Origin of the sequence: Sphingobium sp. CECT 9361 (assembly GCF_918741285.1) — a bacterium.
GTDB lineage: Bacteria > Pseudomonadota > Alphaproteobacteria > Sphingomonadales > Sphingomonadaceae > Sphingobium.
Window position 1 is genome coordinate 210,060 of record NZ_CAKKNC010000003.1, and the last position, 20,459, is coordinate 230,518.

Below are 20,459 nucleotides of genomic sequence, written 5' to 3' on the forward strand. Positions count from 1 at the left end.
CCCCGCAATCCTGCACCCGGCGGATGGTACGCGCCCGGCTGGCCGCCTGACCGTTGAGATATGCCGCGACGCGACCGCTGATCTACTGCAACGGCAATGGTCGTCAGCCCGGCACAATGCATAGCGCAAGCAGGCTATGGAGGAGAATTTATGGTCAGCGCACTCACGGCAGAGGAACGGCAAGGCTTGGCTACCGCGTTGCCGCTTTGGACAGCAACACCCGACCGCGACGCTCTAACGCGCACATTGCTGTTCGCCAATTTCCCGGAAGCCTTCGGTTTCATGGCCACCGTCGCCCTGATCGCTGAAAAGGCTGATCATCATCCTGAGTGGTCGAATGTCTATAATCGGGTAGAGATCGTGCTGACCACACATGACGCCACCGGCCTCTCACATCGCGACGTAGCTCTCGCCCAGGCGATCGACGCGGTTGCGCCATGGTCCATTACTGAGGGGCATCTCATATGACCCAGTCACCCATGTCGCTGGACGCTTTCATGGCAATGGCTGGGGAGGCGTCTCACTTGTCGCGTTGGTTCATCGTGGATCAAACGCGGATTGACGCCTTTGCCGATGTGACCGAGGATCGTCAGTTCATCCATGTCGATCCGCAGCAAGCGGTCGCTACGCCTTTCGGCGGCACGATCGCGCACGGCTTCCTCAGCCTGTCGCTACTTTCGGCAATGTTCTACGATGCCGTCCCGCCTGTCGAAGGCGAAGGCATGAGCCTCAACTATGGCTTCGACAAAATTCGTTTTCTGTCACCGGTTCCTTCGGGCGACCGCGTACGGGGGCGGTTCGCGCTAAACCTGCTCGAAGAAAAGGCCCCCGGACAGTGGCAGGCGTATTGGGATGTTGTAGTGGAAATCGAACATGGCGCCAAGCCAGCGCTGATCGCCAGGTGGATAACCCGCAAAAGCATATCCGAACCTGTAGTGCACTGGGGGGCAGATGCTGGTGCGGCCGGGGAGGATTGAACTCCCGACTTAGCCTTACCAAGCTTGAGCGAGTGTTTCGAATAGTCGCTGCGAATCCAAGTCGATTGCTGGCGAGGCTTGGTGGCCAACCACCCTTTGTCCGAGGACCTGTGATCCTAGGGGAGGGGACGGATACAGGGTGAAAAGCGTTGGCCGTCCAGAGCGGTTCTGCGGGCATCGTCAAGGAAGCGCAGCCCTTTCCGCATCTCCTTGCTCGATAGGTACATCCGGCGCCCGGGAGATATAGCGAGATGGCTCGCCTCATTGCTCTATATGCTGGGACTGATCGACAAACCAACCCCGGGTCAACTGCTGTACGACGATACGAACGTCGTCGGCCTACGCTTGTGCACGGTTGCGACTGGCGAACATCGCGCCAATTCCGGCATTGTTGACCAGTATGTCGATCGGGCCGAGATCCCGGGTGACAGCAGCTACGCCCGCGGCGCAGGCGTCGTGGTCGGCGACCGAGAAGGAATAGGTTTTGATTCCGGTTCGCGTGGTAAAGGCTGCGGTGCGTTCGGCATTTCCGGCATATGTGGCCGCCACTCGGGAGCCCATTGCCTGAAGCGCTTCGCATATGGCCGCCCCGATGCCAGTCGTTACGCAATGATCCGGAGAGGCGCACAAGACAGGATGCTTGCATTCGCACGCCGGTTCGCGTGAAGGGCGCCCCAGATGGCTTGAGATCAAGATCGATGGTCAGCCGGCAACCGGAGGTCCGACAATGGGCGCTTCATCGTCAGGCGCGCGACGCAGTTCGGCGCGGAACGCATCGAGCCGTGTCCTATAGCCCTGCGCATCGCCAAATTCGAGAAACTCATAATAGCGCTGATGGGGATCGGAGATGCGGATGGCATGTTTGATTGGGCACCAATATTGCTCGGTCCGGCTGGAAATCTCGCGGGCATAGGCGATGACCCCGTTGCCATAACCGCAATAGAGGCAATTCAGCGCTTCGATCCGGTTCAGATAGGCAAGCCGGCCACGATCAAACGCCAGATAATCCGCCCTGCGCACCGGGACGATTCCATAAGCCCGAAAGCAGATCGCCTGATAGGCGCTCACCCAAAGATCGAGAAGCACCAACGGAACGATCATCGAATAGATGACGGGCGCGGTGAGGATGATTGTGAAGGACGAGCGTGCAAGAAAAGTCGCGACACCCGTCCGCAAGCGGCGCTGTTCGGCCACGATACCCTGCTCAAAATGGACAAGGTGCTCCTTTAATGACCAGCCTAGCGCCTTGCGCTTGCGCTCTATCTCCCTGTCCAGTTCCGTCTGCAGGCGAACGATCTCGCGGGCAATCTCTTCCATGCGCGCCGTCATGGGGTGATGAGCACCTTGAGCGCATGTGTTTCCGCGGCGCGGCCGAAGGTGTCATAAGCCGCAAGGGTGTCGGCCAGCGAGAAGCGGTGCGTGATCAATTGGGTTGGATCGACCTTTTTCGCGGTCACGGTCTTGAGGAGCATCGGGGTCGATACCGTGTCCACCAGACGCGTCGTGATTGCTATGTTCTGCGACCATAAGCGCTCGAGATGCAGATCGGCCTTGACCCCGTGCACACCGACATTGGCGATGATCCCCCCGGGCGCCACAAGGTCCTGGCAAAGCGCGAAGGTAGCTGGCAGGCCGACAGCCTCCACCGCGGTATCGACGCCGCGTCCTTCCGTCAGCGCCTTGACGGCCGCGACGGGGTCGCCAGCCGTGCTGTTAATCACATCGGTCGCCCCGAAGCGCCTGGCGACATCCAGCCGGTTGTCGTCGAGATCGACCATGATGATCTGCGCCGGCGAATAGAATTGCGCCGTCAGCAGGCAGGCAAGGCCGATCGGCCCGGCGCCGACGATGGCCACGGTGCCGCCGGGCGACACCTTGCCGTTAAGCACGCCGCATTCAAAGCCCGTGGGGAGGATGTCGCTGAGCATAACCAGCGCTTCCTCGTCGGCACCGGGCGGAATCGGGTATAAGCTGGTGTCCGCATGCGGAATTCGGACATATTCCGCCTGCGTCCCGTCGATCATATTGCCCAGGAGCCATCCGCCGGTCGCACAATGGGAATACATGCCGCGCCGACAATAGTCGCAGCGACCGCAGGATGTGATGCAGGATATCAAAACATGGTCGCCCGGCTTGAAAGCGGTGACCCCTACGCCCACGCTTTCGATCACGCCCACGCCCTCATGGCCGAGGATTCGACCGGGCGTGCAGCTGGGCAAGTCCCCCTTGAGGATGTGAAGATCGGTACCGCAAATGGTGGTGTGGGTGATCCGTACGACTGCGTCGCCGGCTTCGATGACGCAGGGTTTGGCATGGTCTTCGAGCGCCTTGGCCCCCGGTCCCTGATAGACAAGCGCTTTCATAATGAATGTCTGCCTCTGTCGATCGCGGCTCAGGAGAATTCCCCGCCGCTCGATCGCCTGATCGGCCAAAGAGGCTTGACGGAAAATCAGTAGATTCACGGACAGCGGCAGGCGAGCCGCGATCAGGCAGAGTTCACCGGTGCCACCCTCGATGGCGGCTATGCGACCCATGCCATCGCCCATGCCCATTTTTGCTTCGTCCTGCCTGAGCGCTTCTCCGACGTGGAGGCTGCGCCCCTGCTGTGTGCAGGTCTTATCGGCTGGTGCGCGCTGCGCTTTGCTGGAGACGCACGGAAGATCGTGCTCTACGGCTTCGGCGGCACTGCGCATATTCTGGCGCAGGTTGCGCTTTGGTAGGGCCGTTAGGTCTCTGCCTTCACGCGTGACGGCGACTTTGCCGGGCAGGCTTTTGCCCGGTAGCTCGGCTGCATCTGGGCGGGCGGCTCCAGCGATGCAGCGCCCGTTCCTCTCGATGCGGCTCTCATCTTTGCCCCGGTCGGGGCGCTCGTGCTCGTTGCGTTCCAGGCTGTCGACAAGGGCGGGACGGTCGCCTGCGCCGGCATCCACATGAGCGACATTTCGGCCTTTCCCTACGCGACTCTGTGGGGCGAACGTCGAATCGTCTCGGTCGCCGATCTCACCCGCGACGACGGCACATCGTTTCTCGAGGCCGCTGACCGGTCCGGCCTGAAACCAAGCGTCAGGCTTTATCCACTGGACCAAGCGAACGACGCGCTCTAGGCGCTTCGCGCCGGTCAGATCGAGAATGCAGCGGTTCTTGTGCCTAGCCTGCGCGCTCCTTAAGTATCACTACCAATATTGCTGCGCAAAGGTGGGCCATAATGTGGTCATGCTCGACAGGAGGCGATAATGACTACCCAGCCAACCCCGAAGAACACGCTCCCCGAAACGCTCTGGCGCGAAGCCGAAGAATTGCTCGAGGCGCCCTTTCTCCTCGCCTCGGAGTGGTGGCTGACAGCCGTTCAGGCGCTCGTACATGCCCCCAAGCCGCACGAACATTGCGACGAACACAACCAACTAGTCGTGCCGGAGCCGTTCGACGCAGCCGATCAACCTGGGCTCTTCGCCTGACCTGCCGAGTTCACACCAAGAATGGAGCTAGCCATGAATGAGAGGATCCCCGTGAAGACCCGCACGCCCTCAGCCGGCAACTTGCCCGCGGATGGTGGGCCCATGCAATGGATCCGCAGCGAAATCGACCGCCTTTTCGAGGATTTTGGCCGTCTTGCGCCGAGCATCTTCAACTTCGGTCCCAGATCGACCGGCCTTGTTCCCGCGCTTGAAATGACCGTCGGGGAGAAGGAGTATCGCCTGTCCGTCGAACTGCCCGGGCTTACTGCCGACGACGTCCACCTCGAAGTGGTCGACGGCGTCTTGATTCTCTCCGGCGAAAAGAAGGAGCAGTCCGAACGCAAGGATGGTGGCTATTATATGAGCGAGCGTCGTTACGGCACGTTCACACGCCAGATTGCGCTTCCAACTGACGTCGATGCCAATGCGATAGGGGCAAAGTTCGAAAATGGTGTGCTGCAGGTCATGTTGGCCAAGGACGAAAAGGCAGCCGCCCGGTCACACAAGATCATGATCGAACATTGATGCCTGCGGCATCGGCCCCTGTTGAGCAACGCCATGGGGCCGATGTCTCGACTTGGCTGGCCTGCGGGGCGGCGTTCGCCGCTCCGGGGCCGGTTGAGCGTATCGATACCCATGCCGCAAGCATCTTTCTCCACGGCGACCGCGCCTGGAAAATCAAGCGTCCGGTCAACCTTGGCTATCTCGACTTCTCGACGCCTGAGAAACGCAAGGCCGCACTGGACGCCGAGCTTAGGCTAAATCGCAGGACGGCGCCCGATCTATATGTTGCTGTCCATCCAATCCAGGATGACGGGCAAGGCGGCCTCACGCTTGACGGCGAGGGGCCGGCCAGGGACTGGGTATTGGAAATGCGCCGGTTCCCTGACGATGCCCTCCTTTCGCATGCATTGGCAAGAGATGCCGTCGATGACGGGGCTCTGGGCGATCTCGCCGATGCGCTGGTGGATTTCCACCGCAGGGCAGCCATTGCCGACGTGCCATGCGGATCGACGCGGTTGCGCACGGTCATCGACGGCAATGCCCGGGCGATGGCGCGCTTTTCGCAGCTGCTGCCACCCGACCGTGTCGCCGGTGTCAACCGGACGCTCTATGCGTCCCTCGACGACCATTCCCAACTCCTCAACGTACGTCGTCGCGAGGGTAAGGTCCGCCATTGTCATGGCGATCTGCATCTTGCCAACATCGCTGTGATCGATGGCCGACTGGTGCCGTTCGATTGCCTCGAATTCGATGATGAGCTGGCAACATGCGATGTTCTCTACGATCTCGCCTTCCTGTTGATGGATCTTTGGGAACAGGGGTATGCGGGTGCCGCAAACCTCATTTACAATCGCTACCTTGACCTTTCGGCCTTCGATGAGGCCGCTGTCGGGCTCATGCCCTTGTTCCTGGCCGTGCGCGCGTGCGTGCGCGCGCATGTCGAGGCGGCGCAGGCAAGGGAAGAGGGCGATGCTGGCGATGCGGCCAAGCGCGCGCTGCGCTACCTTGATTTTGCCGAGTGTGTGATGGCGGCCCCCGATCCGCGTCTCGTCGCGATCGGAGGCCTGTCGGGAACGGGCAAGTCTACGCTGGCCCGCGCACTGGGCTGCCATATCGGGCGCGCGCCAGGGGCCCGCATCTTGCGCAGCGATGTCCTACGCAAGCGGATCGCTGGCGTGGCGCCGGAGGTGCGGCTACCGCCCCGCAGTTACACGGCAGGCACCGCGCAAACCGTCTATCGCGAAATAGAGCGACTAGCCACGCAGGCACTCGCTGCCGGGCAGAGCGTGATAGCAGACGCTACGTTCAGACGGGATGACGAACGTGATCGGATTGCAGAGGTCGCGCGCCAAGCGGGCGTCGCTTTTAATGGGCTTTGGCTGCGGCTCGATGAACGCCAGCGGTTCGCGCGCGTCGAAGCGCGGCCGCCCGAAGCATCCGATGCGGATCTTACCGTGGCCCGGTCACAGACCGACGCCCCCGTCCCGCTTTCCGACCCCTGGACTTGCCTCGATACGGTCGGGACTGTCGCCAGCTTGCGGGCAAACGGTGCCGCCGCTCTGGGGCTTTCGCTGCGTCCACAGCATTCCGCAATCACATGTGCGTGTGATCGCACCTCATTTCCGGTCGAGTGAAGGTAGGAGCAAAGCCGCCGCTGCCTCGCGGGCTTCTTCCTCAACGTCGAACAGACATTCGTCGATATAGCTCTTCTTGCTGTTCTCGACGATGTTCGGGAAATGTACGTGGCGTGCACTCGCGAGTGAAAATGCATGGCGTATATAGGTATCGAAGACGGTGCGTAGCGACTCGTAAGCGCCCTGCTCCTCAAGCCAGGCGCGGCTCGATCCCGACGAGGTGAAGCTGAGTAGAGCTTTCCCGGTCATCAGCGGATGCATCATCTGCTCGCGCACCGCGCGATGCGAGAAGCCAGCGCCGAACACGCGATCGACATAGCCCTTGAGCATTGCAGGCGGCAGGCCGAACCAGATCGGATAAATCAGAACGAAGATGTCCGAACCGGCAAGAAGAGAGAGCTCTTTTTCCACATCGTCCGCGAGCACTGAACCATTAGTGGACGGCCGTTCGGCGTCCTTGAGCACCGGATCGAAACCTATGGCGTAGAGGTCGCGCAAAACGACTTCATGGCGGGCGCGCTGTACCGCGAGCGCGTAACGGTTCGCCACGGTGCAGGTAAAGCTGTCCCGGGAGGGATGGCAAACGATTATGCTATGCTTGGGTGTTTTGTGCGCGCTCATGGTTTTCCTCCTGTTCGCATCTAACGGGAACTTATGTGCGTCGCGCGGGATAAGATTTTGGGAATGTTACGTAGAGGCAGCGCGCAGACCCCTACGCGAGAATCACAATAGAGTTGCGCAGGGTATGCCCCACTGGCGTTGTTAATTGGGTTCCAGACCAAGACGATTCATCTGTCTCGGCCAGCTTCGACACCATGCGGCGCAGGCAAACCATCAGATACCGCCCGACTGAAGATTGGGCGGGGATTGCTTAGCTGCGTCCTCACCTCCAGCTGGCCATGGGTGAGCTGCATTTCATGTTAACGGGCAGCCTTCGTGGCCGACATCCGGAACATCACGTACCGACACCGAGAGACGGACCCGGCAATAGGGGGCGCTCGGCGCAAAACTTCATATCATCGCGCTTAGGAATGGATGGATTGGATTGTACATGAGTGAACTTGGTAACGATCTCCACGCGTTGTTTCCCGCGCAAATTGCAGTGCTGCACAGCCTCAAGCTCAAAAGCGAACATTACCGCTCCCTTGCACGTCAACACCATGAGCTTGTTCAGGCGATCGGACAGATCGAAAGCGGGAACCAAGCTTGTTCTGACGACCGTCTCGAGGGTCTTAAAAAGCAGCGACTGCATCTGCTGGATGAGATAGCCGAGATGATTGCCGAGCATCAGGTCGCCTGACGATGGACGTTGTCAGCATCCGTGATCGCCTTGCCTCGCGGCTGGGCGCACTCGACATAGAGGTCGAGCGTCTCGAAGCGGAGCGGCGCGAACTTCTAGACGATGACTTTGAGGAGCAGGCGGTCGCGATGGAAGGCCACGAAACGCTCACGGCGATTGAGCGGGCCGCTCTGGGAGAGGCTGCGCAGATCAAGGCAGCGCTCGCGCGCCTACAGGCCGGAACCTATGGGCTTTGCGGAGTCTGCGGTGAACCCATAGCCTCCGGTCGGCTGGAGGCGCTGCCAGCTGCCTCGCGATGCATCGCATGCGCGGAGTAGCTAGGGCCTACGATTGCTTGCGCCATCGTCACTCATGGAGGCCCAGTTGTATGGGTTCGTGACTGACCTTGCAGTTCCCGCGGTCTTTCCAAAAATAGTGGCACTGTCTCTTGCGCTGGGGCTGGGGCTGCTCATCGGTGTGCAGCGCGGCTGGGCGCTGCGCAATGCCGCTGACGGCACTCGCTTTGCCGGGATCCGAACCTTTGGTCTAATCGGCCTAGAGGGCGGTCTTGCCGGCATACTACATGCTATCGACCCCAACTTGGCGATCATTCTGGTCGCGGCGTGCGCGATCCTCATTCTTCTGGGATACGTCCGAACGTCCAGAAAGAACGGAACGGTAAGCGGTACCGCTAGCATTGTTGGCCTGTTGACGCTTGGCTGCGGCTACCTGGCGACGACCGGCCACCAACAAGTTGCCAGCGTTATTGCCGTCCTCTTGACCCTGGTCCTGGCGCTGCGCTCACAACTTCACGTCTGGCTTGAACATCTGACCGAGCTGGAGATCGGGGCGATTGCCCGGTTCGCGCTCATTGCCGGTGCAATCCTTCCGCTGCTCCCAGACCGGCCCTATGGACCCTATGACGCATGGAACCCGCGCAACCTCTGGCTGGTCGTCGTCCTCGTGTCCGGTTTTTCCTTCGTCGGCTACTTGGCCTGCAAGCGGCTCGGCTCCCGAAACGGTACACTCGCGACCGCAGGGGCAGGAGCGCTCGTTTCCTCAACCGCCGTCACCGCTGCGCTAGCGAGCCGACTCCGGGAGAACGACGCCGATCAGCATATGTTAAGCGCTGCTATCGCTTCGGCGTCCGCCGTCATGTTCCTACGGGTGCTCGTCATGGTAGGTGCGCTGGCCCCTATCGCATTAAAGGGTGTGGCCTTGCTGGCCTTGCCGCCTGCAATCATTAGCTGTGCCGCTGCGTTTTGGATGCTGCGCTCCGCGCCGCTTGAGCCGGGAGACGGTGCGTATCAGGTGAAGATACGCAACCCCTTCGACTTGTGGCCAGCAATCGGGATGATGGCCATGATAATGGTGTTTTCCGTCACATCGCGCTGGATGCTGGCGCAGTTCGGCCAGGCAGGGCTTGCTGCCACACTCGCAATCTCAGGAGCTATTGACGTTGATGCGGCTATCATAACAATCGGTGGTTTGCCTACCACCCTTCTCGATGAACGAACGGCCGCCTTGGTTCTTGCCGTGCCGATGATTCTCAATACGCTGGTCAAAGCCGCTACTGCAGTTAGCATCGCGGGCTGGACTAAGGGCAGGGACGCCGCGGCAGCATTGGCGCTGAGTGCCGTGGCTTGCTGTGCAATGCTGCCATTTGCAGCGCTCCTGTAACCAGCTGCGTACGTATTGTTGCGCATATTGGCGCACCCGCTGCCTGCGTAACATTGCGGCAACGGCATGGAGGCGATCATGAAAAACATCCTTTTGCTGGTGCATGACGATGATGGGCAGTTTGCGCGTCTGCACACTGCCATTGACCTTACTCGCGCCCTGGACGGGCATTTGATCTGCATCGATGTCACCCCGTCGCCAGTCTATGCCGGAAACGCTTATGGAGGTCTTGGTGCTTCGGTCCTCTTGAATGACGAACGGGAGAACGAGGCGCGGAACAAGGCACGGATGAAAGAACGCGTTGCAGGCGCAAATATCTCCTGGAGCTGGGAGGATGCGACGGGCGATTTCGCCCAGTGCGTCATCGATGCTTCCAATCTCGCGGACCTTATCGTGCTAAACCGCGCGCTTGACGACTATCCGTTGCCGGACATGCGCACGATCACGAGTCGCGTGCTCATGCATGCCCGAAAGCCGATCGTGGCGGTTCCCGAGGAGGTCGAGAGCTTCAACGCGAAGGGTCGCGCCATCATCGCCTGGGATGGGCAGGAATCGGTCGCGGCGACGATGCGGGCCTGCGTGCCCCTTCTACAGCTCGCCTCCGACGTCGAAATCTTCATGGTTCGCGACGGCGCAGCGAAGATCGAGCCCGAGGAAGCCGCCGCCTATCTCGCACGGCACGGCATTCACGCGAATGTGAAGATCGTTGAGGACGGCGTCCATCACGCTGACGTTCTGATCGAAAATGCCGCCCGGCACTGGCGCGCCGAATACATTCTGATGGGCGCCTACAGCCACGGTCGACTGATGGAGGCGTTTGGCGGCGTCACCAAACGCATGCTCTCCAACTGTAAACTGCCGCTGGTGATCGGCCACTGATCACGCCCGTGCGCCATGCTGACAATCGCTCGTTTTGGTCTGGTGCCGGGGCCGTGCCGTGGACGACGATCCGATGATTTGAAAGCGGGGGTCTGCAGCTATCTCCAGAAGCGTTTGGCATCGACGAGAGCATCATGAGCGTCTTCTGCAGCAGCGAGAAGCTTCTTCCTTCCGCTAGGCGCGACCACCGCCGACGCTCCATCCACGTCAAGCGCATCGAGCTTAGCCAGTACGGCGGACGCAGTCGCAATGTCGTTCAGGTGGCCTAGCTGGTCCTGAAGGTCCTCAAGTATGTCGACGAATGTCTTGTATCTGCGCCGACCCTGCTTTCGTTCAAAAAGAGCCGTGAAAAACTCGGACGCATAGCGCAGTTTCTTGGCATCTTTCCGTACTTCGTGCCGGGCGGCATCGGCAAGATCGGCCAGGTGCCTGCCATCCCTTTTCAGTTTGCGGCGGAGATGGTCGAGCTGGCCGACGGCAAATGCGCGTGCGGGCATCTGGCGTTGAGCTTCGGTGTGCGCGTTCCTTAACCATGGACCCCTCACGGTCCATTCCGTGAGATCGAGCATCAGCGCGCGCGTGCGGTCGGACGCCAATACCTCCGCGACCCGCTCAAGGGCGGATCGGTGAGCGACGGCGAGCCGCTCGTAAAGAACGCCGGAATCGATGCGTTCGAGCAAAACGTCCAGATTCCGCGCCTCACCAAGTTCACCGGCAAGCCATCGCAGATCGTCGCGTAGCCGATCACAGGTCGCGTCGCCTTCGGTCAGCGCCTTGAAGATCGAAAAAGCCGCGCGAAGGCGGCGCAGGGCAACACGGGCCTGATGTAACGGCTCTGCTCGATAGCCATTTTCGAGCAGACGCTCATTCAGCCGGAACTGCCGTAGACAGGTTTGGGCGACGTGCCGGAATGCCAGGGATGCCGACATGTCTTTGGACAGGGCCACAGGCTCGGCTTTGAACACGGTGGCTGCGGGCCCCAGCAGCGCATAGCCACGTTCGGCCTTTGCGAGAACACCGAGGCGCACCGGCGCGGTCGCATCAATCTTGCGTGCGAAGGTGAATAGGCCAACCGGATCGCCACTTATGAGCTCCAGTTCCAGCTCGCAGATAGACGATCGACGGTCGCCCGCGACGACCAAGCCGCGATCCAGGGCGATCGCGAAGTGAGCCCCGCCTTCATCGATGTCCCATGTATGCCGGTCCACGGAAACCACGAAGGCGGGCGCGAGATCCTCCACTGCCTTGCCAATCAGCATATGAACCGGTGAAGAACACTCGATTATTGGTGTGTCGTTCTTGACGGGGATCTCCCACTCCGGTCGTACGAACATGTCCGCAGACCTGGCGTTGCCCGCTTTGACGGTCTGAATCCGCTTACGCCCCTGGCGCCTGATCCGAAGGCTCAGGCCGGCCTGCTCGAGGCTTTGATCCGGTGTGTCGAAATAAATCGATCGCTGCTTGGCGCGGTTCATAGTGTCCGGCAGCAGCGGGGAAGCTTCCAGCGACGCTGCATCCTCTGGCGATAGTTCCAGCTTGAGTTCCAATTCCTCGAACATTCCCGCTCCATGGCTCATGGCTTTCCAACCGTCAGATCAATGCTCTGTTCAGCATCGATCGCGGTCGAGATCGCCTAAGGCGTCGCTAGCTGCGAACATTCCATCGTTCTTGCATGCAAATCCCAATGGGACACACCTTCCAGTCGCTCGAATTCGACGATGGCGCGCCTGATCGCTTGAGCTTCGTCTTCCGCACCGGTGATCTCGATCGAACGCTGGCAGACATGATGATCATGTCCAGTTGAGTCCGGGATATCATTGAAAAAGGAGACTCTGTAGCTGGCCATTGCGGTTCCTCTGCAACCATCACTAGCGCGCACGACTGGGTGCTGCGCTAGGTAATGTTCGCAATGCCCGATGCTACGGCGGTCAGCGATTTCTACAAGCCGCGCACCGATTGTGTGGGCGAAGGGATATGAGAACACCGAGCCTTACGCGCATAGCATTCGATAGATAGTCCATTCTTTTTGTGACTAGAAGGTAGGGGCTTGGCAGCCGGGTTGCTATAACGAGAACAATTAAGACGGACCTTGCCCCTCTGCCGCATGGCAAACAGGGCGTATCGGCGCATGCCTTCTTGAAAGTCGCGGCGGGCCTGATGCCGACGATTGAAACTCCAGCAGCAGCGCGACCTGCCGCTCTATTCGATGTAGGCGGCTACGGCGCTGGCGCTGCCATGCAGTTTGCCACGCTTACTGATGGCATCGCCATGACGCATGCGGAGTTTGCGATAGTGTGATCCGGGAACCTGGGAAACAGGAGCAACTCTTTTGAAAAGGTTAGCGCTCTTTTGTCTTACTACATCAAAGACAACGATCTTCGGAATAGCCACCGGTCACAGTCACTTCATGTTCTACTATTCGCTCCGGCAGTCAATCCATTATGCAGGCGATGGTTAGTGAGTCTCTCCCATCATGATTCGATTTCTTCTCGCATATGATCATATATCTGCCGACCCGAGATGGTCCGCTTCGTGCATCATGGGGCAGGCTGGCAACGTCATACCTGACGGTCCAATTCCACGATAGTGACGCAAGTTACCGCCTTGCCCGTTGCCGAGAATGCTCTTCGTCAGCAGAATGCTGTCTTTATAATTGCGGGTTTAGGCGCTGGCGGCGTGGAAAAAGTTGTCAGCCTGATCGCTACTGCATGGATTACGAAAGGATGGCAGGTGACCATTCTAGCGTTCGACCGACCAGAAGATCCGATTTATCATGATTTCCATCCTGCCGTGGAAATACGGCGACTTGGACTAAGTAGCGGCGGCGGGAAAATTCGTTCCGTCATTATGCAGGGGCGCCGTATCCTTGCGATACGAAGAGCACTCAATCTGTTACAGCCCGATATCGTCATATCATTGCTGACAAAGATCAACTTGCTGACGCTTGTGGCGACCATAGGAACGTCGCACAAGGTTATCGTTTCGGAGCGAAACAATCCTCAGGCCCAACCTGCAAATGCTGCCTGGAACATTCTGCTGGCCCGCTTTTACGGGCGTGCAGAAGCTATCGTGATGCAAACACGGGCGAGCATGGACTGTCTGCCGCCCAATGTGCGGGCGAAGGCGCGCATTATTCCCAATCCAATTCTGCCGCCGCAGTCGAGCCAACTTATTAACATGGAACGGCGGGTAGTTTCTGCCGTTGGCAGGCTGACATATCAAAAGGGGTTCGATCTTTTGATCGATGCGTTCGCACGCATAGCGTCGAGACATCCTGACTGGAAGTTAATGATATGGGGCGAGGGAGAGATGCGGCCTGCGCTGGAAATGCAGGTACGTGCCTTAGGGTTGAACGACCAAATATTATTGCCAGGCACCAGCGAAATTCCCGGTGGTTGGGTTCATGAAACGGCCATCATGGCTTTGTCGTCGCGCTTTGAAGGGTTTCCCAATGCCTTAGGCGAAGCCATGGCAAGCGGTTTGCCAGTGGTAGCCTTCGATTGCCCATTTGGCCCATCTGATCTCATCATACAGGGTATCGATGGCCTATTAATTCCACCCGGAGACGTGCCAGCCCTTGCCAGAGCGATCGAGCGCCTCATCGTCGATCAGCAATTGCGAAAGTGTCTAGGCAGCGCGGCCAGACGCTCGGTATCGCGCCTGACCCCCACACGGATCGTAGCGCAGTGGGAGGTCTTGGTGCGGGAGTCCCTCACCACCTGATCCGCTCTCGAATCTTGAAAATCACGTTGTCGTCAGATCGGTAAAGCCCCAAGATAGCCGCAAGATCCAGTTAATAAATGAAGCCCATTTTCAGTGCGACCCTCCATTTATGGAAGTCTTCGGACGCGTTTGCCGAGTTGCGCCGACTGTGATTGGCAGCCGGTTCGATCCACATATGCCGGTTGACGAGATAGCGGGCGCTTACGCCGACGTCGAAATAGCGCTGATCTTGGTCAAAACCGCCCCGATAGTGAATGTTACGTACGCCCAGCGACCCGCGCAGGATCAGGTTATGGCGCGCTTCCTGATCGATATTCAGGTCGAAGCGCGAATCGATGCGTCCTAGCGCGCCACTGCGAATGGTCGCCACATCCCCTCTAAACAGGTTGAAGATAACGGCCGTGCGCGTGCGCGGACGCCAGGTTACACGGCCATTCGCTGCCAGTCCGTCAAAGGGACGCAGATTGAGATCCTTGGGGTCCGCGTGAAACAGGCCGACGCCGACTTCGCCGGTCAACCTGTCTGCAACTTGCAGCGCCACGCCGGTTGTCGCACCATAGGTCGTGGTAGTGCGGTTGACGCCGAAACGGTCCCGATTCAGCCTGGGTACCCGCCTATTGGCGAAAGGCTGAACAAAAACCGCGATCCGCTGGGATAGGTTGACGCTACCTTTCACGGCGGCGCGGTAGGTGACCATATCGCGATCGGCATCCTCAACCGAAAGATAATTGAGTTTGGTCACGCCCAGCGTCGCCACAATTCCGACGCGCGGGCCGTTATGCCCATATTCCAGTTCCGCTGAGGTCATGTCGATCAGAGCCGGCCTTCGCGCGCTGGCGAAGTTCGCTTCCGGATCGCCGCGTCGCTCGAATGTGCGGTCATAAGCGACCTTGGTGAACACCGACTGTTTCTGGCTGACATCCTTGCGATACTGGAGGTAGGCTCCAAATTCGGATGTGTTCTCCCGCGAATTCTTACCATAGCGCGAAAGACTGGCATATGCGCGTGTGCGCAGGTTGGAGTCACCCGTTTCCCGACGCGCCTCAATGCTCGGCTCGATCAGGAAAATAGTGTCCGATCGCTTGTTCAGGTCTGAGGCCAGGATATTATTGTCGAAGCGGATGCCCGTTTCGATCATAGGCATGATTACGAAGCCATTCGTCCGGATCGTGCGAGGTTCGTAGCCGGGGCGTGGCAGATCGTCTATCGCCGTCGTGCGGTTGATGTCCTGGGCGCTGAGTGGGGAAGTCGCCAGCGCCGCCACGACGATCAGTCTGAGAGAGCGCGACGACATGCAGCTTACCGTCTTGCCCCTCCCTAACCGTGTCATCGGTCAGAACCAGCTTTCGCGAATCTGCACCAGATCACCGGGCATGATGCTGCTGTCAGGGGAGGCTGTCCCTTTTTGCTTGCCTCGCATGATGGTGACTTCCTTGGTATAGGCGCGGAATGTATAGCCGCCCGCTACGGAAACAGCGGTCATGACCGACATGCCTGGCACAAAGGGATATTGTCCCGGTCGCTGAACTTCACCAGTGATGAAGAATGGCCGATAGGCCACAATTTGCGCGCTAACCTTCGGATCGATCAGCAAATTCGACGTGCGCAGGCCGTCGGCGATATCCCGCTGAATAGCTTCCACCGTCTTGCCCGACGCCGGGATGATGCCGAGCATGGGCAGTGAAATGGCACCTGTGTCGGAGACGAGATAGGTGTCGCTCATCATGTCCAGGCCGTAGACATTCACCCGGACCTGGTCGCCCGGCCCGAGCTCATAGGGGGTAGGAGCCACCGCGACAAGCGGCGAAAGGCCTCGCTCGCTGCTGGCGCATCCCGAGATCGATAGAGCTGCGACCGTAGTCAGTGCGACTATCCAGGATTTCATGGTGTCCTCCCAATTTCAGCAGTTCGGGCAAACGTGCCCCGCGCTTCGACCTTGCCGCCCTGTGGTATCTCGCTCAGCCACCCACTCAGGTCGGTTCTCAGCAGATCCTGAAGGACCAGCATATCCGTCCGATAATAATCCCGAAGCATAGCTCGCAATTCTTCGGTCAGCGGCGGGTAGTGCACGGGCGTCGCGAGCGATGCGCGCAAACGCGAGAAGAGTGGGTTGGCACGCAGGGGATCGAGAACAGGGCGCATCGGCTTTAAAAACCTGCGAAGGCCAAGCGGAAGCATCGGCGAGGCGCTGTCATTCTGACGCGTCGATAGTGCTTGCGGCGTCATATGCACCCTTACACCGATATGATCGCAAACCTCCGCCACGACTTTGTCGGCAGACGTGCGCAGTGTTTCATAAAAGATGACATGGAGTTGATCGCGACGATAGTGATGCAGGAGCCGGTTCAGGTGCCTGCCGTAGAGGCCGCCCTCTAGAAATCGCGACTGCGCTGCTCGCTTCCCATCAAGATATGGGCGGGGGTCGTCCTTCACCATGCCGCGCCGAAACAACATGCAATAGTCGGAATAGGCACGTTGGACCGGATCGCGCAGTTGAACGATCAATCGAGCGTCGGGTACCATACCTGCCATCCGGGCGGCCGCTTCGGGATGCGCCAGATAGTCAGCCGATTTTTCTCCAACGATCCGATCGGCGGGCGCTTCTTCGAACAAGGCAGCATACCACTTTTCGCCCCGCGCATATTCCGTGCTGAAATAATGTGGCTCGGCGTCCGGGAGCCACAGATCGGGATGACAGCGTAGCTGATGCGCAATCCAGGTCGTAGCGCCCTTTACGGCGCCGATGATAATGAAGGCGGGCTTGCGGTCAGGCATGGTCGCCCACCGTTGCCCGGATCAGAATGGATCGAAGCACCCGGCCCATATGTCGGCATTGGTCGGGGCTGAGGGTGGGGTCTACCGGTAAGAGGATGCTGGTTTCCCCCAGATGGCGCGCCATGGGCAGGCGCTCGGCGGGGGTTTGGCCGGCATCGATGAAAGCGCGTTCGAGATAGATTTCGGGGCAACTCCCCGATTGGCACGGAACGCCGCTGGTCCGAGCGCGGGCGATTATGTCGTCCCTAGTCCAGCCATCTCGTAAAAGTTCGGGGCGAATGAACGCGTAAAATTTATAATAAGCGTGCGCGATACGGTCATCGGGTTCGATCAGCCGCAATGAAGGTATATCGGTCAACATTGCCAACAAGGCCTCAGCATTCGCCCTACGCTGAGCGAGCCAGTCTTCCAGCTTTGACAGTTGGACAACGCCGATAGCGGCCTGCATTTCGGTCAAGCGATAGTTGCTGCCGAAATTATTGTGCAACCAGCGAAACGCAATCCCATCCCCGCCCTGAGCGACGACGGATGGATCCTTGCCATGATCTTTGATCGCCCATGCGCGCTTCCATACCGCCTCGTCCCTTAGAACCAGCATTCCGCCTTCGCCGCCTGTGGAGATGATTTTGTCGGTGCAAAATGAGAAGGCACCTGCATCGCCAAACCCTCCGACGGGCAGTCCGTCGAGTGTCGCGCCATGGGCCTGGGCGCAATCCTCTATCAGCTTGATGCCAAGGTCGCTCGCCATGATCGCGATCTCATCGACCGGGGCGGGATAGCCCGCGAGATGGACCACGATTATTGCCGTCGTCCTCGAACTGATCCGGGGTGCGATCGTCTGGGGGGTGAGGCTTTGGGTGATCGGGTCAACGTCTGCGAAGACCGGCTTAGCTCCGCAGGCGACAACGCAACTCGCCGTTGCCATGAAGCTGCGAGCGGGGACCACGACTTCGTGACCCGGCCCGACACCTAGTGCCCTTAGCGCGACTTCCAGCGCGAGCGTTCCGTTTGCCAAGGCGATGGCGCGGGGCATGTTGCATAGCTTTGCGAATCCGCGTTCGAGGGCCGCGCAGTGATCGCCATGATGGAGGGAATTGACCCGGCCACTTTGCAGAACGTGCACGGCCGCTTCAATCTCGTCCGCGGCGTAAACCGGCCAGCGAGATGCGACGGGGTCGGGAGCTTGATGGTCCAGCGACGATGCGTGAGTTGCGAGCATGGTCACGCTCCCGCTGCCGATTGGCGAATGACTTCTGGACTGGATCGTACGTTCTTGGCCAAGTGAGCGATCTGAAGCGTCGCTATCAGTGGCTCGTCTGCAGCATTGTCAGGCACAGTTGCCGCGCTGGCCCTGCGCGTGACCTGGTTCAACAGGGAAAAGAGCTGGCTGCGCACTGCATCCTCATTATGCGCCAGGACGCTCCGTTCGAGAATATCGAAGCCGGCCTGCAGTTCGGCAATCGTAGCTGGCACGGGTTCTGCCTCCAGCACGCCGGGCAGTTCGGAGGGCAACTGCTGTTCCCGTTCGTCGAACAGTTCCTCGTACAATTTCTCCCCTGGGCGCAAGCCGACGATCTGGATGGGCACGTCCCGTTCGGGGATCAGCCCCGCAAGACGGATCATGCGGCGGGCGATGTCGATGATCTTCACCGGCTCGCCCATGTCGAGCACGATGATACGCCCCCGTTTGAGACCATATTCCATGGCGCGGGCAGTACTGTGCAGGATCAACTGCACCGCTTCATGGACCGTCATGAAGTATCGGGTGATTTCAGGATGCGTGACGGTCAGCGGTGCGCGTCGGTCCAACTGGCGTTGGAAAAGCGGGATAAGAGAGCCGCTGGACCCCAGAACATTGCCGAAGCGCACAGTCATGAACCGTGACGTATTAGGCCGCCGTGCTCCCTCCAGATCAAGCGCCTGGCAGTACAGTTCACCCAGTCGCTTGGTCGCGCCCATCACGCCGACCGGATTAACCGCCTTGTCAGTGGATACCTGCACCATGGCGCGCACGCCGTGGCGTTTGGCTGCGTCGGCCACGTTTCGCGTGCCGATGACATTAGTCTGCACGCCGGAGCAGATATTGATCTCTACCATGGGGACATGCTTCAACGCGGCCGCGTGGAACACGAATGCCGGGCGGAATTGCGCAAAAACTGCCATGACATGCTGACGTTGCCGGATGGAGCACAGAATCGGCCGACACAGAATGTCGGGATAATTCTCCCGCAACTCCATCTCTATGGCGTAGAGATTATATTCGCAGCAATCGAGCAGCATCATTTCCGATGGCCCGAAGCCCGCTATCTGGCCCACGAGTTCGCGCCCGATTGATCCGCCCGCGCCGGTGATCAGCACTTTTTCGCCCCGAATCGCGCGCGAGACCACGTCCGCGTCCAGATGGGCCTGAGGACGATCCAACAAGTCTGCGATGTTGATGGCTTCCAGGCGGAGTGGTTTGTCCATCTCAGGCGCGGTCGGCGCGCGCAAGACTGACAGATGGAGTGTCTGGGCAGCAGTCACCAGCTTGAGCTTCCCGCCGCCTTTCCAGTCGTCAGGACCCGTCGCCAGAATGATGCTCGTCGGGCGTTCGTTACGGGCCGTAAGGGTGGCCACCGCGTGTTGCACAGCGTCTATGCCGCCCATGATCGGTACGCCACGCAACCGCAGATGCGTGTTCACGCCATCGATGTCCAATATTCCGACTGGCAGGAAGGGGGGCGGATTGATCATTTCGAAATGACGCAGAACATTTTCGACATATTCGGGCCGTCCGGCAAGCAGGACACGCTGCTGGCTGACGGCCATGTCGGAATTTTGGCGATGCCGTCCGCGCGACGTCAGGAAGCGACTGATTTCGGCGCGAAGGACTCGTTGCCATAGTCTTCCTCCGGCCAGAAGAGATATCAGCACCAATGCCTGGATGAAGGGAACCGATGTCGGCATCCACTTCCCATTGCCGGACAGCATCATGACGGCGACCGGAATGGCGATCGCAAAGACCGACGCCTCGATCATGCGAACGAAATCAGGGAAGGATGCCAGCCGCCACAGACGGTTATACGTGCCGCTGAAAAATAATATGGTTGTTCCGCTTATGATGAAGACCGGCAGGTTGACGAGCATCCCGTAGAGCATGTGCGGCGGGATATCGCCGTTCATCCTCAAGCTAAGAGCGATCCATAGGGACGCGGCGATCGCCATAGCGTCATAGATAAAATAGGCTGGTTTGCGCCATTTGCGAAGCAATGCGCTGGATACGCCGGCTATGGGCATGTCTTTCTCCCTTTGTCGGTGAACCAATCGCCATTCGCAACCTTGCGCCGGCTGACCGGATGGTTTTCCTCACTTAAAGCGCAGGTTATGCGCTTTTAACCGACGACTGCAGTCGGGCATCAGGGCAAGCCGATTAGAGGTATAGTCCCTGCCCATAAGGGGTGCTGACCCTCTGGATATCTATCGACATCTCAAAAGTATGGCAGATGTTTCCTTATTCGCTCCCAAGGATAGGGGACCAAATAGCTAAGACATAATTTTGCATTTGCATTAGATT

General features: G+C 59.3%; 22 protein-coding genes. 12 read left to right on the forward strand and 10 right to left on the reverse strand.

Translation table 11 applies throughout. The features are described 5' to 3' along the window. Window positions 1-150: 150 nt before the first annotated feature. Both LQ220_RS07690 and LQ220_RS07695 read left to right on the forward strand, forming a co-directional pair. The gene (locus LQ220_RS07690; RefSeq protein WP_230187721.1) at window positions 151-468 is read left to right on the forward strand and encodes a 4a-hydroxytetrahydrobiopterin dehydratase; all 318 of its coding nucleotides are present in this window, start codon (window positions 151-153) and stop codon (window positions 466-468) included. After that, window positions 465-977 carry a MaoC family dehydratase gene (locus LQ220_RS07695; protein WP_354957291.1) on the forward strand — a complete coding sequence of 171 codons (513 nt, stop codon included), beginning with the start codon at window positions 465-467 and terminating at the stop codon, window positions 975-977. The genes LQ220_RS07690 and LQ220_RS07695 overlap by 4 nt, the downstream gene beginning before the upstream one ends. Before the next feature lie 339 nt (window positions 978-1,316). Here the strand turns inward: LQ220_RS07695 and LQ220_RS07700 are convergent, their stop codons facing one another. The 3 genes from LQ220_RS07700 to LQ220_RS25010 form a co-directional block, all read right to left on the reverse strand. Next, window positions 1,317-1,538 carry an SDR family oxidoreductase gene (locus LQ220_RS07700; protein WP_230187722.1) on the reverse strand — a complete coding sequence of 74 codons (222 nt, stop codon included), beginning with the start codon at window positions 1,536-1,538 and terminating at the stop codon, window positions 1,317-1,319. A 141-nt stretch (window positions 1,539-1,679) separates the two neighbouring features. Further along, window positions 1,680-2,306: a hypothetical protein gene (locus LQ220_RS07705; RefSeq protein ID WP_230187723.1), complete on the reverse strand. Its 627-nt coding sequence runs from the start codon at window positions 2,304-2,306 to the stop codon at window positions 1,680-1,682. Further along, window positions 2,303-3,907 carry a zinc-dependent alcohol dehydrogenase family protein gene (locus LQ220_RS25010; protein WP_354957294.1) on the reverse strand — a complete coding sequence of 535 codons (1,605 nt, stop codon included), beginning with the start codon at window positions 3,905-3,907 and terminating at the stop codon, window positions 2,303-2,305. The genes LQ220_RS07705 and LQ220_RS25010 overlap by 4 nt, the downstream gene beginning before the upstream one ends. On the opposite strand from LQ220_RS25010, the gene LQ220_RS25015 reads away from it, so the two are divergent. The 4 genes from LQ220_RS25015 (at window position 3,908) to LQ220_RS07730 (ending at window position 6,570) form a co-directional block, all read left to right on the forward strand. Beyond that, complete coding sequence (locus LQ220_RS25015; protein WP_354957296.1) at window positions 3,908-4,081, forward strand: hypothetical protein; 174 nt, start codon at window positions 3,908-3,910, stop codon at window positions 4,079-4,081. It begins immediately after the preceding gene. 129 nt (window positions 4,082-4,210) lie between these two features. Further along, window positions 4,211-4,432: a hypothetical protein gene (locus LQ220_RS07720; RefSeq protein ID WP_230187724.1), complete on the forward strand. Its 222-nt coding sequence runs from the start codon at window positions 4,211-4,213 to the stop codon at window positions 4,430-4,432. A gap of 33 nt (window positions 4,433-4,465) precedes the next feature. Further along, window positions 4,466-4,957, forward strand: coding sequence for an Hsp20/alpha crystallin family protein (locus tag LQ220_RS07725; RefSeq protein ID WP_230187725.1), 492 nt, complete (start codon window positions 4,466-4,468; stop codon window positions 4,955-4,957). Further along, window positions 4,957-6,570, forward strand: coding sequence for a bifunctional aminoglycoside phosphotransferase/ATP-binding protein (locus LQ220_RS07730; RefSeq protein WP_230187726.1), 1,614 nt, complete (start codon window positions 4,957-4,959; stop codon window positions 6,568-6,570). Before LQ220_RS07725 ends, LQ220_RS07730 begins: the two co-directional genes overlap by 1 nt. On the opposite strand, the gene LQ220_RS07735 is transcribed toward LQ220_RS07730, so the two are convergent. Then, window positions 6,553-7,191, reverse strand: coding sequence for an NAD(P)H-dependent oxidoreductase (locus LQ220_RS07735; protein ID WP_230187727.1), 639 nt, complete (start codon window positions 7,189-7,191; stop codon window positions 6,553-6,555). The genes LQ220_RS07730 and LQ220_RS07735 overlap by 18 nt on opposite strands. A 430-nt stretch (window positions 7,192-7,621) precedes the next feature. Here LQ220_RS07735 and LQ220_RS07740 point away from each other — a divergent pair, with 430 nt between their 5' ends. The 4 genes from LQ220_RS07740 to LQ220_RS07755 all read left to right on the forward strand — a co-directional run bounded on the left by LQ220_RS07740 (window position 7,622) and on the right by LQ220_RS07755 (window position 10,408). Then, window positions 7,622-7,870 carry a DUF465 domain-containing protein gene (locus tag LQ220_RS07740; RefSeq protein ID WP_230187728.1) on the forward strand — a complete coding sequence of 83 codons (249 nt, stop codon included), beginning with the start codon at window positions 7,622-7,624 and terminating at the stop codon, window positions 7,868-7,870. Window positions 7,871-7,872: 2 nt separating this feature from the next. Then, on the forward strand, window positions 7,873-8,187 hold the full coding sequence (locus LQ220_RS07745; RefSeq protein ID WP_230187729.1) for a TraR/DksA C4-type zinc finger protein: 315 nt from the start codon (window positions 7,873-7,875) through the stop codon (window positions 8,185-8,187). A 58-nt stretch (window positions 8,188-8,245) separates the two neighbouring features. Then, window positions 8,246-9,529 carry a DUF4010 domain-containing protein gene (locus LQ220_RS07750; protein WP_230187730.1) on the forward strand — a complete coding sequence of 428 codons (1,284 nt, stop codon included), beginning with the start codon at window positions 8,246-8,248 and terminating at the stop codon, window positions 9,527-9,529. A 78-nt stretch (window positions 9,530-9,607) separates the two neighbouring features. Beyond that, window positions 9,608-10,408, forward strand: a complete 801-nt coding sequence (locus LQ220_RS07755; protein ID WP_230187731.1) for a universal stress protein — start codon at window positions 9,608-9,610, stop codon at window positions 10,406-10,408. Between the two features lie 98 nt (window positions 10,409-10,506). Here the strand turns inward: LQ220_RS07755 and LQ220_RS07760 are convergent, their stop codons facing one another. Next, a complete protein-coding gene (locus LQ220_RS07760) occupies window positions 10,507-11,967 on the reverse strand; it encodes a CHAD domain-containing protein (protein ID WP_230187732.1) in 1,461 nt (486 codons plus the stop codon). Between the two features lie 598 nt (window positions 11,968-12,565). Between LQ220_RS07760 and LQ220_RS07765 the strand changes: the two genes are divergently transcribed. Both LQ220_RS07765 and LQ220_RS07770 read left to right on the forward strand, forming a co-directional pair. Further along, on the forward strand, window positions 12,566-12,706 hold the full coding sequence (locus LQ220_RS07765; RefSeq protein WP_230187733.1) for a hypothetical protein: 141 nt from the start codon (window positions 12,566-12,568) through the stop codon (window positions 12,704-12,706). Between the two features lie 306 nt (window positions 12,707-13,012). Further along, the gene (locus tag LQ220_RS07770) at window positions 13,013-14,131 is read left to right on the forward strand and encodes a glycosyltransferase family 4 protein (RefSeq protein ID WP_230187734.1); all 1,119 of its coding nucleotides are present in this window, start codon (window positions 13,013-13,015) and stop codon (window positions 14,129-14,131) included. Between the two features lie 70 nt (window positions 14,132-14,201). On the opposite strand, the gene LQ220_RS07775 is transcribed toward LQ220_RS07770, so the two are convergent. The 5 genes from LQ220_RS07775 to LQ220_RS07795 are packed head-to-tail and all read right to left on the reverse strand — an operon-like array spanning window position 14,202 to window position 20,182. Continuing rightward, a complete protein-coding gene (locus LQ220_RS07775) occupies window positions 14,202-15,425 on the reverse strand; it encodes an outer membrane beta-barrel protein (RefSeq protein WP_230187735.1) in 1,224 nt (407 codons plus the stop codon). 39 nt (window positions 15,426-15,464) lie between these two features. After that, window positions 15,465-16,016 carry a polysaccharide biosynthesis/export family protein gene (locus LQ220_RS07780; protein ID WP_230187736.1) on the reverse strand — a complete coding sequence of 184 codons (552 nt, stop codon included), beginning with the start codon at window positions 16,014-16,016 and terminating at the stop codon, window positions 15,465-15,467. After that, window positions 16,013-16,906, reverse strand: a complete 894-nt coding sequence (locus LQ220_RS07785) for a sulfotransferase (protein ID WP_230187737.1) — start codon at window positions 16,904-16,906, stop codon at window positions 16,013-16,015. Before LQ220_RS07785 ends, LQ220_RS07780 begins: the two co-directional genes overlap by 4 nt. Further along, window positions 16,899-18,125, reverse strand: coding sequence for a DegT/DnrJ/EryC1/StrS family aminotransferase (locus tag LQ220_RS07790; protein ID WP_230187738.1), 1,227 nt, complete (start codon window positions 18,123-18,125; stop codon window positions 16,899-16,901). The genes LQ220_RS07785 and LQ220_RS07790 overlap by 8 nt, the downstream gene beginning before the upstream one ends. A gap of 2 nt (window positions 18,126-18,127) precedes the next feature. Next, on the reverse strand, window positions 18,128-20,182 hold the full coding sequence (locus tag LQ220_RS07795) for a nucleoside-diphosphate sugar epimerase/dehydratase (protein WP_230187739.1): 2,055 nt from the start codon (window positions 20,180-20,182) through the stop codon (window positions 18,128-18,130). Window positions 20,183-20,459 lie beyond the last annotated feature (277 nt).